Source organism: Vibrio sp. Vb2131 (assembly GCF_033338535.1).
Classification (GTDB): Bacteria; Pseudomonadota; Gammaproteobacteria; order Enterobacterales; family Vibrionaceae; genus Vibrio; species Vibrio alginolyticus.
On record NZ_JAWOSW010000001.1, the window covers coordinates 27,415 to 41,954 of the forward strand.

Here is a 14,540-nt window from a genome sequence, read left to right on the forward strand (position 1 = left end):
CAACAGCAACAGCAACAGCAACAGCAACAGCAACAGCAACAGCAACAGCAACAGCAACAGCAACAGCAACAGCAACAGCAACAAAAGTCTCAAAACGAAGGGAAAGAAGCGCAAGGACAACAGTCACAAAATCAGCAAGATTCTGAAAATAAAAAAGAAAAACAAAAAACGGAACAACATCAACCGCAACGAGATGACAAGCAAGTGAAGGATCAAGATGAACCAATACAGGCTAAAGCGCATCCCGAAAAAATGCATCAGGATGATCCTGAGTTCCGTCGACTAGAAGCAGTAGAAAGTGCTCGCGACCCAAGCTTTTTGATCCGTGCGCAAATGCAACTTCAAGCGCAACAAAAACAACCTCCACAACAATCTCAAAAGGAGTGGTAAGCCTGTGATGAACAAAGGCGTAAAACTGGTCTTTATTTTTGTGGCCAGCCTAATATCCAGTTTCTCGGTGATGGCACAGACACTTCAAGCTAGTGTGAATAAAACACAAGTAGCCAAGAATGAAGTGATTAACCTCAGAATCATTTCAGATACTGAGCTCAGCTCAGACTCAATCGACTTCAATGTTCTAGAGAAAGACTTCTTCTTGGGTCAACCTCGTTATGGCCGCTCTAGCAATAACATTAACGGAAGAAAATCAGTGCGTACCGAGTGGAGTATCTCAATTGCACCAATGAAAGAAGGTGTTCTGACTATTCCAAGTTTTTCCGCTGATGGTATGAAAACGGAGCCGATCAAACTACATGTCAACGCGAGCCAAACAGACCCCAATCTTGATGATCTATTTAGCTTCAATATTACGGTCGACAACAGTACGCTCTACCCTCAGCAATCTGCAACATTACGTATACAGCTTCTAATCAAAGCGGACACTCGACGCCTAGATAACCCACAAATAGTACCTCCGCAAATTGAAGGCATGAAGCTTGAGGCACTGGGTGGCTTACAGCAAAGACAGAAGATCTTAAATGGGTTAGAAGTAGCGGTCATAGAGCAGTCGTTTCGCCTAACGGCCAATCAACCAGGCACTTATACCTTGATAGGTCCTAAACTGACCGGTTCTTATATTTATGGCGACAGCTTGACGGGCTCAACCAAAATAATGCCTATCAACACCAAAGCGGAACGCATGCCAATCACGGTCAAACCGATTCCGAGCGAATTTAAAGGTGAATGGCTTCCTGCTTCAGCGTTAGAAATGACACAGAGCTGGCAAGACGATCAAGGTAACCTACTGTCGATTAACGCGATCAACACAGTAAAGCAAGGTTCTTCACTCACTCGAACCATTCAAGTTAAGGCTCGCGGTACACAAGCCGAATATCTGCCACGAGTCAATATTAGTTACCCGAGTTCACTGCGCGTGTATCCCGAACAACCTAAGTTCGATAGCGGAAGAGATGGCACCGTTACCATGACGGTGAAGCAAGTCATTATTCCTACAGAGGCCGGGAAATATACCTTACCAGGATACGACGTGAACTGGTGGGACAGTCAAAATGATGAAGCGAAGAAAACAACGTTACCAGAGCTAACATTAGACGTAGAGAAAAATGACACTGGGCTAATCACGTTGCCGGAATCGCCTCTTTCAGCGCCTTTAGTGCCAGCCCCTAGTCCTGAATCAAGCGGCGGTGTAAACAGTCTCTGGCGAACGTTAACCTTTGTTTTCTTAGGGCTTTGGATAATGACATTGGGAATCGCAATTTGGGCATGGAAAAAGCGGTCAATAACAGCGAGTGGAACGGTTTCAAATACTGAACAACCACTTTGCATCGACGCGCTAAAAAAAGTCATCGAAGAGGGCGATGCTGCGAAAATTGAACGCTCTGTAAATGAGTATTTAACCACTCATCAAGACAGGTTAAACCCTGGTGACGTACAAGCAATTAAGCAAGAGCTTAATGCCATGAATCAAGCGCGTTTTAGTGCTAACCAACAACCTTGGAGCCCTGATTCGCTGTTAGCGAAAATTCAAAACCTTGGCAAAGCAAACGTAACGAAAACCGACCACCAACTCGAAAAGCTATAAATAACTAGATAACAATGGCAGCTCTCATGAGCTGCCAATTCTCTTATCCGGCCAAATTTTGCTTTAGCGGTTTTATCTAGAGCACCAACCGCCGCTTCTTCCCTATCAAGTTGCTCTTATGAACATCACTTACTCAACAAAACTTGGGGCTCGTATTCGTATCGCCTTACACAATTTCGCCCATGATTCTTCGCTTGATAGAGTGCCTTATCCGACAACTGATATAAATGGTCGAAATTAAAGTCTTTGCCTTTCGCTTTATAACAGGAGTAACCGACTGAAACGGTAAGTAACTCCCCTTCTGGGTTATGTCGATGCTTTATCCCCTCGCCCTCGATGCACTGACGAATGCACTCTGCTCTCAGTCGGACCTCCTCTTGCTCAGAACCAATCATGAGCAATGCAAACTCCTCACCTCCGATACGGCAAAAAACTTCATCTTCACCTTTGGTATGATGATCCAAGATATAGCCAATTCGCATCAATGCGATATCGCCTTCGAGATGACCATAGTGATTATTGAATAAGCCAAAATGGTCAATATCAATCAGGATCAGGCCAAACGACATGTCGTCTTCACACTCTAGGGCACAATATTTTTGCATCACATGTTCTAACATGCGGCGATTACCAAGACGCGTCAAAGGATCGAGCTTAGAAAGTACCTCAAGCTGTCGATTGGCTTCCTCCAACTCTTTTGTTCGGTTCTGAACCTCCAGCTCTAAGTTTTCGTTTAATTCGCGAATCGCCTCTTGAGCTTGAGTACGTTGCAATACTTCAGCTAAGCTGGACGCGAACATACGAATCACTTCACGTAACTGAGAAGTTAACGGCGCACGTGTCAGCAAATTATCAACAGCGATAAAGGCGATAGGACCACTGCTATTTGAAGTCAATACCGTCATCGCAGCCCAACCAAAGCCAACAATATTACAGTCATGATAAATAGGCACTGATTCTTCAAATGCGACTTCGTTTGGCATTGAGCGAGCCAAATTTATAAGAGAGAAATCTTGGGTTTCGCCAAAGAAGTAAGATTCATCCACCACGTTACCTTGAATATCGGTACCCCACGTTCCTTGCATGTAAGAGCAATTTTCATCAGTTAAAAACACCGCCATTCGATCAATACCAAGATTTTTAATGGCGAAAGTGACGGCCGATTTGCATACTCCACTGACAGTAGTGCAACGTGATAACTCAACCATGCTTGAATGCAACATGCGTACGTTTTGTTCTTGGCGCTTACGAATGTAAATTTGAGAGAAGAGTGAACCAAACGAGTCCAACATCTGTTTTTGATATGCCGTTATCGGCTTACGATGAATAAAGTTATCTAGCGCGAACCACCCAAACGGTTCATTGCCATCGCGTAAAATCAACATCGCATTCCAGCCCTGCCCGATGACCTTGCCTGCTGTGTATATTGGCGCGTCTTCTACAATCACTAAGTTGCTCTCAAGGCTAGATAACGCGGTGATATACTCCTCGCTAAGTTGATGTAAATCGTATTGTGTGTGAAATTCATCAATCGTAATTCCTGACTCATCCGTGCCGTATGTACCACTGAAGCTGCGCTTTTTCATATCGAGAAGCATCAGTGTAGAGCGATCAAACCCAAGTCGTTCACGTAACGCTTCGACGGCTTTGTAGTACAAGTCCTTTAAAGAATCAGGATTAGAGATTTCGAGTGCAACTTGCTGAACTAACTTCATATTTTCGATAAAGCGCTCGCGTTGGCTAATCTCATCAACATATTGCGCTTCACGAATATCTCTGTGCCTGATCTCTTTCGAGGCATTTTTTTCAGCACGAATACATTGCCAACGCGCCGCTGCGAGCTGCATTGCGTCGTAACTTTCTTCATAGATATTATGTGCTGTGCGAGCATGTACAGATTGAATCAGTAGGTAGGTACGTTTGATAGGCGTGTTGTCGAGCATCATGATGTAACTATCACCGCCTAAATCTCGGGTGTGATTCCAGTTACAAGTGTTGATCGCCAGAGGTATGATGCTTTCAGAGGTATCAAACTGACTTGCCCACTCCCAGAATGTCTCAGGATAGTTTTGGGTTGGGTAAAGCTCTCCGCGAGAGAAGCTCATTGAATGACGAGGGTTAATTGAAGGATCTTCAAAAATAGCGAGGGCTTGAGGGGAGAACAGACTCTCTAAATGATCAAAGATTGCCTCCGCTAGCAACCGATGGTCCCTCGTTGAAGACACTTTTCTTGTAAAACTTCTTAAACTCACCCTACCAACCTAATCTACTTTTTTATCCTCGATAAAAAACTACTTAGGCCATGATATGCAATCAATACGTTCAAATTTGAGCTGTTAAGTCATTCGCAAAATTATCAGACTTAGTGTTACATTCGAGAGCTCTTCAGCACTTTTAAAGCCATGTTTCACATAAGTTACATGCTTTATAAACTGGGGAGGAAAGTTGTACTTATTTACAAGATTTTTGTGTTGGTAGATGTTTTAAGCCTACGACTTAAAAAGAAAAAGGCCCCTCATCAAGAGGGGCAAAGTTACCATCGCTTATAGTTATTTAGTTATGCTTGTAAATACGGTGGATTAACCGAAATCACCATTTACGTAGCCTTGAGTACGGTCGTCTTGAGGGTTGCTAAAGATCACTTGCGTATCGTTGTGCTCAACCAGTTCACCCATTAGGAAAAACGCAGTGCGGTCAGAGATACGACGCGCCTGTTGCATTGAGTGAGTCACGATAACGATGGTGTAGTTCTTCTTTAGCTCTTCCATCAGTTCTTCGATTTTGTGTGTCGCAATTGGGTCAAGTGCCGACGTTGGCTCATCCATCAGAATCACATCCGGCTCCATCGCGATTGTACGTGCAATACATAAACGTTGCTGCTGCCCACCAGAAAGACCGAATGCGTGTGATTTAAGGCGATCTTTCACCTCATCCCAAAGTGCAGCACCGCGCAGCGAACGCTCTACCACTTCATCAATTGTCTTTTTGTCTTTGATACCTTGAGCACGTAAGCCGTAAGCCACGTTCTCGTAAATACTCATCGGGAATGGATTTGGCTTTTGGAATACCATGCCGACTTTGATGCGAAGGTCAGCAACATCAATGTTGCCGTAAATATCTTCGCCGTCCATCGCCAATTTACCTGTAATTTTCACGCCTTCGATTAGATCATTCATTCGGTTCAAACAGCGTAGAAGCGTTGATTTTCCGCAACCTGACGGGCCGATAAGTGCAGTTACTTGGCGAACTGGAATTGGTAAGTTGATCGATTTCAGTGCTTGGTTGTCACCGTAGAATAGGTCTAGGTTTTCAATATCAAATTTGTTCATTGTCTTAATCTCTTAATTCTTGAATTCGTGTCTTTTAACGTGCGTTCTTAATTAGTGTTGTTAGTAAGTTGCGGTGTTAAAACGTCTAGCAATCAGTTTCGTTACCATGTTGATCAAGAGAACAACTACGATAAGCACTGTTGCCGTACCGTAAGCCTGATTCCATTCTTCAACGGTAAACAGTTCGGTAGTCAGTTTGTATAGGTGAACGGTTAGCGTACGACCTGAATCCAATAAAGAATCCGGAATACGTGCAACCATACCTGCTGTCAGGAATACTGGAGCAGACTCACCAATGACACGACCAATACTTAGAATGACCGAGGTTAAGATACCTGGCATTGCGCTCGGAAGAATCAAACGCCAGATAGTGTAAATCTTAGAAGCACCGAGGCCATAAGAGCCTTCACGGTACGTTTGTGGTACTGCCATCAGCGCTTCTTCCGTTGTACGGATGATAACTGGCAGGATTAAGATACTTAGCGTCAATGCACCCGACAGAATCGAGAAGCCAAGGCCAAGAATCGCCACGAAGAAAGTCATACCAAACAGGCCGAAAATGATCGACGGGATACCCGCCAATGACTCGGTACAGAATCGGATGATTTTCACCAAACGACTGCCCACTTTCGCGTATTCGGTCAAGTAGATTGCCGTCATGATACCGAGTGGCGCTGCCACTGCGATAGAAGCGATAACCATGTAAATGGTCGCCACAATCATTGGGAAGATACCGTGCTCTTCACCTGTGCGCGTATAGTTATCAGTAATGAAGTTCCAATCTACGTGTTGTAGACCGTTTGATAAGATGTACCAGATAATCCAGAACAAGAAACCTACCGTTAGTGCTGCCGAAATCCAGACAAATGCGTTAAAGACATTATCTTTGAACTGGCGTGCTTTTTTTAGTTTTGCGCGATCCATAATAGTCACCTTTAACGAGCGATTACTTCGCTTTTTCTCGGTTTAGGTACAGTAGTACAGCGTTCAACGACATGATGAAGACCAGAAGTACTACACCTGTAGCGTAAAGTGCGTTCGCGTGAACACCACTTGCGTAAGACATTTCAATAGCGATGTTTGCAGTTAGTGTACGAGCCGAATCCAAGATGCCTTCTGGCATTGCCGGCGCGTTACCCATAACCATGATAATCGCCATGGTCTCACCCAACGCACGACCGATACCCAGTATCACACCTGTCATGATGCCTGAGCGAGCCGCTGGAACGAGCAACTTAAAGATGGTGTAGATTTTCGATGCGCCCAGTGCCAAAGAACCTTCTTTATAAGTACGAGGGACAGCGCGAATAGACGTTTCAGAAACCGTAATTACTGTTGGTAGAATCATCACACCAAGAACAATAATACCGGCCAAGATAGTGTTACCTGCAGGTACATCAAATACTTTCTGAATCAATGGAACGATAATAACCAGACCGAAGAAACCGTAGACCACTGAAGGAATACCGGCTAGCAGCTCAACCGCTGGACGGATAATGTCTGCTAATCGCTTTGGTGCGATTTCAGCGATAAAAATGGCGGTCAGAACACCAATTGGAACCCCAACAATGACAGCACCAGCCGTCGATACGATAGATGCCACAATCATGGTGGCGACACCGTAAAGCGCAGGTGGTAACCAGTTTTGTCCTAAGACAATGCCCGATACGCCTGCTTCTTGGAATGCCGGAATACTCTCTCGAACGATGAAGTATGCAATAACGGCCAATGAAACAATGCCGATTACGGCACTCGTTAGGAACAAGCCGTGGAAGATGCGCTCTTTCCAGTCTACACGACGCTTCTCGCGTAGGCCTGACTTGCTGATAGCTCTAGCGTCAGTATTCATAAGCTTTTCACTATTTGTTGCGATGGTCATTTAAAAATCTCACGGTTCTGGGCAATGCCGTTGAACACAATGGATAGAAAAGGCTCAGCCCGAAACGTTGGGCTGAGCAAACTTTAGAGTCCCGATGGGATTAGTTAACTGAGATGTAACCTTTTTGGTCAACTAGCGCTTGCGCTTCGTCAGTTAGCATCCAGTCTAGGAATTTTTGCGTTTCTGTTGATGGCTTGCCTTCTTTGTAAAGAACAAGGAATGGACGCGCTACTTTGTAAGAACCGTTTTTAACGTTAGCTACCGTTGCATCAACGCCGTCGATTGCTAGCGCATTAACAGTGTTGTCTACAGTACCAAGAGAAATGTAGCCGATTGCGTATGGGTTAGATGCAACCATTGTTTTCAGTGCGCCGTTACCGTTTGCAACTTGAGCACGTTGAGAGATAGCTGATACCTTCTTACCAGAAATCTTCATTTTTAGAGACATGATGTCTTCAAATGCGCCACGAGTACCAGAAGCTGTGTCACGAGTAATGGCTACGATTGGCTTGTCTGCACCACCGACTTCTTTCCAGTTTGATACTTCGCCTTTGTAGATTGCAGTCACTTGCTCGGCTGTTAGACCTGGCAGTTTGTTTTGTGGATTAACAACCACTGCGATACCATCACGAGCAACCACTTCTTCGATTAGTGTTGATTCTTTTTCAGAGTCTTTTAGATTACGAGAAGACATACCAAGGTCTGCTGAACCATTTTTCGCTGCTTTTACACCAGCTGAAGAACCAGGACCTTGAACTTCGATAAATACGTTAGGGTTCTTCTTCATGTACGTTTCAGAGAAAACTTCCATCAGTGGAGTTACGCTGCTAGAACCCACTGCAGAGATAGTTTCTTTAGCAGAAACAGGAGTCACTGCCATTGCGCCTAGAAGTGCGATTGCACCGATTACTGTCTTTTTCATCACAATTTCCTTAAGTGGCTTTATTGCCGTTGTGTTTCACTTGAACGGTGCTCACTTTAGAATTTGAATATGACAGTTGTGTTTCACTTAGTTGAACCCTCTATGACACGTTGTCATTTCTAACTATTAATTCCGCGACTTATCCCTCTCTCAATTTGAACGTAACGTTTTTATAACGTTGCCTCATGTTCAAGATGATAACCCCATCGATTTTGGTACATTTCATAACAATTAGATATGAGTAACTCATTGATTTGGCAAATGTAACAATTAAAATCGAAATGCTTATTTATAAAAAAGATAATAATCAAACCGATAGAGGGTCAATCTCATGCGTCAATTTCTTAGTACGCTTTCTATTAAACTTCAGGTTTTTCTGCCTGTTCTATTCACAGTTATATTACTCATCATTGGACTGAGTGTCGGAATCGGTAAACTCGATCAAGCATTCAATAAGGTTTCGGCTTCCACCCATAAGCTAATCATTCACAAAGAGGAACTTAGCGGCATCGTAGACAACACTTACGCCATGCGCATCAAAGCCATTTATAGTCTATTTAGAGCCGAAGATGTTCAGTCTCTCAACCAAGAGCTTTCTGAGCGACAAAACAAAAACCGCGATTTTCTTAACTCCATCGACAATCTCCCTGGCGTTCAAAATGAAGTCAATGCTATGCGTAAGGCCATGAATCACTATGTTGATTTCACTCGCGTTACCATGACACCTCTGCTCACCACTAAACACTCTTCTGATTACACCACCTCTGATTTCAATCAAAAGTACGAATCTGCAATGGCTGAGTATCGATTAGCTGGCGAAGCGATGATCAACGCCATCGACAAACTATCTAAACAATTGAATCAAATCGTCACCGATGAAGTCGAAACGAATGGCGAACAACATTCAACCACGCTCACTTACAGCACCGTCTCGCTTGCGGTGATCTTGAGTGCTGCTTCACTTATTAGTTGGGTACTCGCCAGCTACATCGTTGCGCCGATTCGTAACCTTCAAGTAACGATGCAGGAAGTCGCGAAGGGAAACCTACTAGTTAAGGCCGAAGCCATCGGGAAAAACGAAGTGTCTCAGTTGGCTCGAGATGTAAACCAGACCATAGAAAAACTGCGTGAAACTGTAAGCGCATTGGTTCGCATTAGTGAAGATGTGGCATCAGCATCAACCGAGTTAGCAACTGTTATGACTCAAAGCAGCGTCAACTCGGATCAAGAAAAGCAAGAAGTTGAGCAAGTAGCCTCGGCGATCAATCAGCTAGAGTCGACCGCAGCTGAAGTATCGACCAATGCACAAGAAGCCGATAGTGCATCAAATCAAGCACGTACGTTAACCTCACAAAGTATAAGCATGTTTGGGGAAAGTACTCGCGCAAGTGAAAAGATGGCGGAACAACTTAACGAAGCCGCTGCCGTCGTGACTTCGCTAAAAGAACAATCAGAACACATTGGTCGCGTGATCGAAGTGATTGAAGGTATTTCTGAGCAAACGAATCTACTTGCACTGAATGCAGCGATTGAAGCTGCACGAGCGGGCGAAAGTGGCCGAGGCTTTGCGGTAGTGGCCGATGAAGTACGTATGCTGGCAGCGCGAACTCAGGAGTCCACCAAAGAGATCCAAACCATTATAGAAGAGCTACAGCAACAATCTGGTCACGCAAATGAAAGTATGCATTCCAGCTTAGCCATGTTGTCAGACAACCAAGCTCTGACACAAGAAGTTAGCCAATCACTTGCTAATATCAGTAATGCTATCGCCGATCTGAACTCAATCAACACTCAAGTTGCAACCGCATCAGAAGAGCAGAAACAGGTCACGGCTGATATCAACAACAACTTAACGAACATCTATGAACTAGTGAGCCAGAGCGTAACTGGCATTACGCAATCAGCCGCAGCAGCGCAAGAACTGTCTGGCTTAGCGGAAAACCAAAAACATCAGCTTAAGCAGTTCCAAGTTTAAATACTCTGCTCAACACGATAAGTTCCAAAGGTTAGAAAAGAAAAAGCTCCGCACTGGCGGAGCTTATTAACATCTGGATTCGTGAAAATCCAACGGGGTGATTACTCCTCGTCAGTAACCAGCAGAACAGAGGAAATGTTCGTTGACTCTAGTGGGTTCCAGTTGTAAACCTCACCATTAAATGAATCAAACACCATAACGTTTGAGCCATCACCGTTTGGTGTGTTACTCCAGATGTAACCAGCATAGTCACCCACCTCTAGCGTGTAGCCACTTGCGAATGCAGTGCCGTTCATCGCAGGGCTATGGCAAGCACGTTCTGTCAACGCGACTAACTCCTTAATGTTTGGTATGCGCCAATTCTTTTTGCCAGCGAAGTCATATAAAGCATGATTACCTGATTCATTGCGGATTTGCTCAGCGGTTGATAGCGCTAACTGCCATGACATCTTAGTCGCAGCGCCATCACAAGCTTCGTTTGCCGTATTCCACGTTGAACCAACAGGGCAACGCATCCATGTTAGACCTGTTTTCAGGTCAGTTACGGTACCGCTCTCAGAATATGTATAACGCGTGTTAGGTGCCGTTTTAGCAAAGTCAGTAGAACACTCTTGTGCAGCCATTACAGTTTGAGAAGCCAAAGCAAGAGATAGTACAGTTATTAATTTATTCATCTTATTGGCCCTTTACTGCTACTAGACGGATTGGGAATTGGAATGACGTGCCTGTGTCACGCTCTACTTTGTCAGAATAAATTTCAACAAAGCTTACGTGGCCACGGTCAGCGCCCTTCGCTGCAATCACTGCAAATTGAAGTGCACCTTCGTAGTTAGCAGGAGAGTAATTATTAAATGTGAAATCACTTAGCCAAATAGCACCTGAATTAGCATCTGGGCTGCCTTTACCCTGTTGAGGGAAGTAAGCTGTCGTCATACCATAGACATTGCCGTCGGCGTCTTTCTCTGTCTCACCTAAGTCGAGAACATCGTAGAACTCTTGGTATGTTGGTAGGCGCCAGTCACTAATGCCACATAGTGACTGCTTGTTTATATGTTCAACATATTGGCTTGTTGAACAGATGCCATCAGCAGCATCCACACAACCAACGACTTCAAGATCTTCGTAATACGGCTTAAATGTTTCAGACTCAAACGCAAATAGGCGATCTTTAAATTGAACCGAGCTCGCATCCGCACTCTTGTTTTCCCAAACAAGACCAGTACGTTCGTCCATAGTACAAGCCCACTCAGTCGCATCTGCAGCTAAAGCTGCACCTTGTGAATCTAGCTTAACGAACTTAAAGCCAGCGCCTGTCGACGTTTGCTTGTCCTCTTTGTCGAAGCCGTATTCTGCATCTTGACCAGGGTAAGACGCTTGAACCTCAGCAACGTCTGCTGCTCCTTCAGCAAAATAAAGAACGGCGCCCGTATCGTTACTACCAACCGTTTGTTCAGCAACCGCTACAATTTCTTCAGCAAATGCACTTACTTCCGCTTCAGACAGAAGATCAGAGGCCAACGATTTACCTTGGAAGCTAAGATTTTGAGCAAGCAGCGCTACGCCTTTGATCATTTGCTTTGGTTGCATCGCAGCTAATAGCACAACCGTGTTTTGCTCTAGCTTGTCTAGCTCGCTAGCTTCTGCGTTAGACATCACCGTACCAGAAAGAGAAACGCCGGCATCGGCGAGTTGCGCTTTCACAATCTCTTCAGCTTGAGCAACGGTTTTACCGTCAATTACAAGACCCGCGAGCAACGTTGTTACACCATTGACCGTGTTACCCGTTGCTAAATTTTGACCCGGAGCCGCAAGACGCAACGTTTGGTTTGAACCTTGATCAACTTGAGCAAGAATGGTGCTGGTTAGTACGTTTTTGTCGCTTGAAGTCAGGCTAAATTTACCGGCATTATCCGTTTTAGCACTCGGTTCAGTGGAATCACAAACGTAGTTTTGGTTTAAATCGATACATACTGGCGTATCAAGAAGTGTACCTGCAGAAACGATGGTGCCAGCTACATCATAGGTCGGTGCCGACGTGTCACCACCAGAACCTCCGCCACAGCCAGCAAGGGCTAGTGACATAGCAACGAAAGAATATTGAAACTTCATAGATTTTATCTTCTTTTGATTTTAATTAACGAGAGCGAATCACTCTCACCATTGAAAGCAGGACAAGTCCTAACAAGGTCCAAGGCGAACCACTGCCACCTGAATCACCGCCACTGCTTTCTTTAGTGGTATCAGCACTACACTGATACTGAGCAAAGTGACTCACACCCCACTCTTTCAACACCCCAGAATTCCCTGACACTCGGTCAGACACTTCGAGACGCCAAGTACCCCAACTCGGTTGACCGACAAGTGCTTGTAACTCCTCGGCATACTGAGCGGTGAAGTAACCTTTAAATCCTTTGGTATTGCTTGATTGATGGCTAAGTAGCACGACCGATTTGCCTTGTGGAGACACTAGCGTCACTTGCAGATCTTGCAGTGAGTCATGTTCGATGTTCAGGTAAACCGCAAACGAATCATCAATCGTGCGTGACTTGTCCGATAGCGTCTGAGCGAACAGTCTGTCGCCCTGTTCCGGCAAAGCGGAGTTCACTGGTTGAGGCTGGATATCGAGCTCTGGCGTACCATTAACCAGCATCACCTTTTCACTCCACTGGTGAGTCTTTAGGCCTTCAGCAAATTGATAATCCAATGAAATAGAGGAATCGAATTGCGTGCCACATGTTAGACCGCTTGGTAACGCCACCTTCATTGAGGTCGAGTCAGAAAGCGTTTCATCAAAGTCGAAAACAGATGCGTTGTTTAGCTGCCATTGCCCTTTGATGCTCGCTTCACGGCCAGTTTGGCTCAGGCTCAAACCAACGTCTTGACCTTGTGCGATGTATCGAGCGTCATAGCGAACACGAAGAGGCGCTTTAAGTAAGTTGTGTCTGTTGAAGCTGTCCGTCAGGAATTGAGCGTAGTCTTTATTTGGGAACAAGATGTTTGCGGCAAACACGGTCGACTCCGCCAGATCATGCATTTTCACGCCACGACCAATGCCGTACATGCCTTCAAGAACAATGGCGTCAAACTCGCGGAACACCCTATCGGTATCATCACCGTATCGTTCAACCGATGCTTTAAGCGCTTGAAACAGCGGCGTTGACCATAGCTCGTCACCTAGTTCACCGCCCACACTGACGTGCGCTGGGTACTCTGAGCTCTCGAAGTAACGTGCTCTTTGGTTCCATAAGCTACGAGTTGTTTTGCGTGTTCCGAACACACCGTCCCAGTTGAACACCGTATCTAACTCGAATTCTTGACCACGACGCGAAGCATCCAAATATTGAATGCGGTAGCTCGCGCTGCCCGCCCAGTAATCAGCAAAACCCTCTGCGATAGCACCAGTGTGACCGTACGCCCAATCCGGTACGATTTGGTAATGAATGCCATGCCCAAGCTCGTGTATCACGACATCAGCATCGACTGCATCCGGAGAAACACCACCGACACCCAGCATGAGTGCTTTCGGACCGTAATAGTAAGTAGAGTTATCTTTTGATAAACCGCGAGCGTCAAAACGAAGCGGTTCATCAAACAAGTCGTAAGTCAGGCTTGTCAGATATTGGATCGAGCTATCAAGATGATAAAAAGCCATCAACTGTGGGAACGCATTGTCACCAAACTCGGTGCTTTGCATCTCATCAACACTGTCAAATGCTTGAACCCCTTCTGCGCTGAGAAAGTCCAACGTATCGAGTACAGGCACTTCACCAGGTGCTGGGGCTGCAAATAAACCCGTCGCATCCACTTGCTTTAATCTTGGGTTAGAGAGATAGAACTTACCTCCCGACTTTAAAACCTCAATCGACTTGGTGACGTACTCGATCGGCTGAGGGTAATCGGACAGTGCTGACCACGTCGATTCTGGTGCTGCTTGCTGTTGCATGGTGCGAAGATCTGGGTTGAATAAAGAAACCTCAACATCAACCAGACTTCCAGAGCTCAAAGCCGGTGGCTCTTGTGCTTGCAGTTGGCGAGGCGATTCCAATTCCATTGCAACCGTTGGTTTACCGTTGCGAATGATCGTATCGTCAAGGCTCTTAAACACTCGCACAACGTGATGATTTTTATCGGTTGTTACTACGAGGGCACGCTGTGCTTGATATTCACCGTTAACCCAAACATCAAAATTGTAATGCTTGCCAAGCTGAGACTGGGTTTTGTAACGGAACTTAAACTCGCCCGCTTCTGAGTAGTGGCTGTCTAGATAAGTTTTCGCTTGCGCTTCATTGGTCACCACAGAATCCGTTGAGGGATAATCCCACTCTGCAGCTAGCGCCGCAGGGGTACATGCAATAAGCAGTGAAAACGCCAATGGTTTTAGCTTCATGATTTCG

General features: G+C 45.3%; 10 protein-coding genes and 1 pseudogene. 3 read left to right on the forward strand and 8 right to left on the reverse strand.

Annotated features, from left to right (window positions below; genetic code table 11):
• Window positions 1–390 (forward strand): annotated as a pseudogene (locus R7E38_RS00120) (hypothetical protein); the annotation flags it as partial.
• A gap of 4 nt (window positions 391–394) precedes the next feature.
• Window positions 395–2,041 carry a BatD family protein gene (locus R7E38_RS00125; RefSeq protein WP_171342471.1) on the forward strand — a complete coding sequence of 549 codons (1,647 nt, stop codon included), beginning with the start codon at window positions 395–397 and terminating at the stop codon, window positions 2,039–2,041.
• 125 nt (window positions 2,042–2,166) lie between these two features.
• Here the strand turns inward: R7E38_RS00125 and R7E38_RS00130 are convergent, their stop codons facing one another.
• The 5 genes from R7E38_RS00130 to R7E38_RS00150 all read right to left on the reverse strand — a co-directional run bounded on the left by R7E38_RS00130 (window position 2,167) and on the right by R7E38_RS00150 (window position 8,171).
• Window positions 2,167–4,293, reverse strand: coding sequence for a GGDEF domain-containing protein (locus R7E38_RS00130; RefSeq protein WP_054574929.1), 2,127 nt, complete (start codon window positions 4,291–4,293; stop codon window positions 2,167–2,169).
• A 327-nt stretch (window positions 4,294–4,620) separates the two neighbouring features.
• Window positions 4,621–5,370, reverse strand: coding sequence for a phosphate ABC transporter ATP-binding protein PstB (gene pstB / locus R7E38_RS00135; RefSeq protein ID WP_005375156.1), 750 nt, complete (start codon window positions 5,368–5,370; stop codon window positions 4,621–4,623).
• A gap of 60 nt (window positions 5,371–5,430) precedes the next feature.
• Window positions 5,431–6,294: a phosphate ABC transporter permease PstA gene (gene pstA / locus R7E38_RS00140; RefSeq protein WP_005383923.1), complete on the reverse strand. Its 864-nt coding sequence runs from the start codon at window positions 6,292–6,294 to the stop codon at window positions 5,431–5,433.
• A 22-nt stretch (window positions 6,295–6,316) separates the two neighbouring features.
• Window positions 6,317–7,249 (reverse strand): phosphate ABC transporter permease subunit PstC, encoded by a 933-nt coding sequence (gene pstC / locus R7E38_RS00145; protein ID WP_005375154.1) that lies wholly within the window; start codon window positions 7,247–7,249, stop codon window positions 6,317–6,319.
• Between the two features lie 100 nt (window positions 7,250–7,349).
• Window positions 7,350–8,171: a phosphate ABC transporter substrate-binding protein gene (locus R7E38_RS00150; protein ID WP_005375153.1), complete on the reverse strand. Its 822-nt coding sequence runs from the start codon at window positions 8,169–8,171 to the stop codon at window positions 7,350–7,352.
• A gap of 331 nt (window positions 8,172–8,502) precedes the next feature.
• Here R7E38_RS00150 and R7E38_RS00155 point away from each other — a divergent pair, with 331 nt between their 5' ends.
• Window positions 8,503–10,146 (forward strand): methyl-accepting chemotaxis protein, encoded by a 1,644-nt coding sequence (locus tag R7E38_RS00155; RefSeq protein WP_213962334.1) that lies wholly within the window; start codon window positions 8,503–8,505, stop codon window positions 10,144–10,146.
• Window positions 10,147–10,247: 101 nt separating this feature from the next.
• Here the strand turns inward: R7E38_RS00155 and R7E38_RS00160 are convergent, their stop codons facing one another.
• The 3 genes from R7E38_RS00160 to R7E38_RS00170 are packed head-to-tail and all read right to left on the reverse strand — an operon-like array spanning window position 10,248 to window position 14,533.
• Window positions 10,248–10,820 (reverse strand): DUF1566 domain-containing protein, encoded by a 573-nt coding sequence (locus R7E38_RS00160; RefSeq protein ID WP_213962333.1) that lies wholly within the window; start codon window positions 10,818–10,820, stop codon window positions 10,248–10,250.
• A gap of 1 nt (window position 10,821) precedes the next feature.
• On the reverse strand, window positions 10,822–12,255 hold the full coding sequence (locus tag R7E38_RS00165) for a DUF1566 domain-containing protein (RefSeq protein WP_213962332.1): 1,434 nt from the start codon (window positions 12,253–12,255) through the stop codon (window positions 10,822–10,824).
• Window positions 12,256–12,280: 25 nt separating this feature from the next.
• Window positions 12,281–14,533 carry a proprotein convertase P-domain-containing protein gene (locus tag R7E38_RS00170; protein WP_262627095.1) on the reverse strand — a complete coding sequence of 751 codons (2,253 nt, stop codon included), beginning with the start codon at window positions 14,531–14,533 and terminating at the stop codon, window positions 12,281–12,283.
• Window positions 14,534–14,540 lie beyond the last annotated feature (7 nt).

Bases quoted from the DNA above. Each gene is read 5' to 3' on its own strand.
- pstB (WP_005375156.1), bottom strand. From the start codon at position 5,370: ATGAACAAATTTGATATTGAAAACCTAGACCTATTCTACGGTGACAAC.
- pstA (WP_005383923.1), bottom strand. From the start codon at position 6,294: ATGGATCGCGCAAAACTAAAAAAAGCACGCCAGTTCAAAGATAATGTC.
- pstC (WP_005375154.1), bottom strand. From the start codon at position 7,249: ATGACCATCGCAACAAATAGTGAAAAGCTTATGAATACTGACGCTAGA.
- R7E38_RS00150 (WP_005375153.1), bottom strand. From the start codon at position 8,171: ATGAAAAAGACAGTAATCGGTGCAATCGCACTTCTAGGCGCAATGGCA.
- R7E38_RS00155 (WP_213962334.1), top strand. From the start codon at position 8,503: ATGCGTCAATTTCTTAGTACGCTTTCTATTAAACTTCAGGTTTTTCTG.
- R7E38_RS00160 (WP_213962333.1), bottom strand. From the start codon at position 10,820: ATGAATAAATTAATAACTGTACTATCTCTTGCTTTGGCTTCTCAAACT.
- R7E38_RS00165 (WP_213962332.1), bottom strand. From the start codon at position 12,255: ATGAAGTTTCAATATTCTTTCGTTGCTATGTCACTAGCCCTTGCTGGC.
- R7E38_RS00170 (WP_262627095.1), bottom strand. From the start codon at position 14,533: ATGAAGCTAAAACCATTGGCGTTTTCACTGCTTATTGCATGTACCCCT.